Raw genomic sequence first — 1550 nt, forward strand, 5'->3', positions numbered from 1 at the left:
CAACCATGCTGATTCCGATTACTCGTAGCAAATTTGAAGAACTAGTGCCGATTTTAGCAATGGGTGTGCAGTATAAATATTGCTGGGGAAAATGGTCGGACTTTTTGCGACGGGTGATAATTTCGATCGCGACTGTTTCGTTAGTTTATGCTTTTCTGCGGTTTTTATCTCCCGATGATGTTGAATGGCAAGCTCCAATTCCGATGGTAATTGGCGGCTTGTATTGGTGGTGGATGCCGATCGTTTTAGCTAGTCGCCGCAATTGGCAATTTCGCCAATTTCCATACAGTGGATTTTGGCGCGGGGAAGTTTTGGATCTCTATGTTACCGATAATATTGTTAGTGAAATTGAAACTGTTGATAAGAAAGGAAATTTAGTTGTAATTGAAGATATCGAAACGAGATTGAATCTCGAACTCGGCGACGAAACAGGTTTTACTACCGAGATTTCTGTACCGTTAAAAAAGGCTTATAAAAGTATTTCGCGCGGACAATTTGTTGAAATGGTAGTAATGTCCTATCGTCCAGATCTTAGCTCGTTTGCTCAAGTATCCGATGTATATGTACCAGATTTAAATCTATGGTTGAGCGATTATCCTTGCTTGCGTCGCGATGCTTTTATTGCTACCAGTCAACGGATCGATGATGATTACTAATTAAGATAAAATATTGCTAACCCCTATTGCGCTCCATTTTACATGTCCAACCATTACGTTCCCATGTCTACCCAGCCATTACTGTCAGCGCAAGGATTGTGTAAAACTTTTGGCGGTGTTAAAGCAGTTCGACAAGCTGGAATCGAAGTTACGAAAGGGAGTATCACTGGTTTAATCGGTCCGAATGGAGCGGGAAAAACCACCTTCTTCAATCTATTATCTAACTTTATTCGTCCAGATTCCGGTCGGATCGAACTCAACGGTCGAGCAATCCAGCACCTACAACCCCATCAAATTGCGAGACTGGGGATGGTGCGGACTTTTCAGGTAGCCAAAGCTCTCTCGCGGATGTCGGTATTAGAAAATATGCTACTTGGAGCTAAAGAGCCAGTGGGTGAAAAAGTCTGGGAGGTATTATTACAACCTAGCCTCATCCGGGCGCGGCAACTAGAGTTAAAAGACAAGGCGATGTCGATTTTGACTTCCGTGGGATTGAGTGCGAAGGCGAATGATTATGCGGGGGGATTGTCGGGGGGACAGCGCAAGCTATTAGAAATCGGACGAGCGTTGATGGCAGATCCGCAGTTAATTTTATTAGACGAACCTGCGGCGGGGGTCAATCCGCGATTGATTGATGATATTTGCGGTCATATTCTTGATTGGCGCGAGGATGGTTTAACCTTCCTCATTATCGAACATAATATGGACGTAATTATGACTTTGTGCGATCGAGTTTGGGTATTAGCTGAAGGGACCAATCTCGTCGATGGAACGCCCAATACAGTTCAAAACGATCGGCGCGTAATTGAAGCTTATTTGGGTATAGATTGAGTAAAATAGTAACAGGCGTAACAATACAATTCAGTCAATTATTCAGCGGTTGAAACCGCCGCT

2 protein-coding genes are annotated in these 1550 nt (G+C 43.7%); both read left to right on the forward strand.

The genetic code is table 11. The annotated features are described in order from the left end of the window. A partial coding sequence (locus tag RMO79_RS01030; protein WP_310481188.1) for a phosphate ABC transporter permease occupies positions 1 to 656 on the forward strand: 656 nt, incomplete at its 5' end. A 63-nt stretch (positions 657 to 719) separates the two neighbouring features. Next, complete coding sequence (locus RMO79_RS01035; RefSeq protein ID WP_310481189.1) at positions 720 to 1487, forward strand: ABC transporter ATP-binding protein; 768 nt, start codon at positions 720 to 722, stop codon at positions 1485 to 1487. Positions 1488 to 1550 lie beyond the last annotated feature (63 nt).

This window comes from Chamaesiphon sp. VAR_48_metabat_403, assembly GCF_031422475.1.
Lineage (GTDB): Bacteria > Cyanobacteriota > Cyanobacteriia > Cyanobacteriales > Chamaesiphonaceae > Chamaesiphon.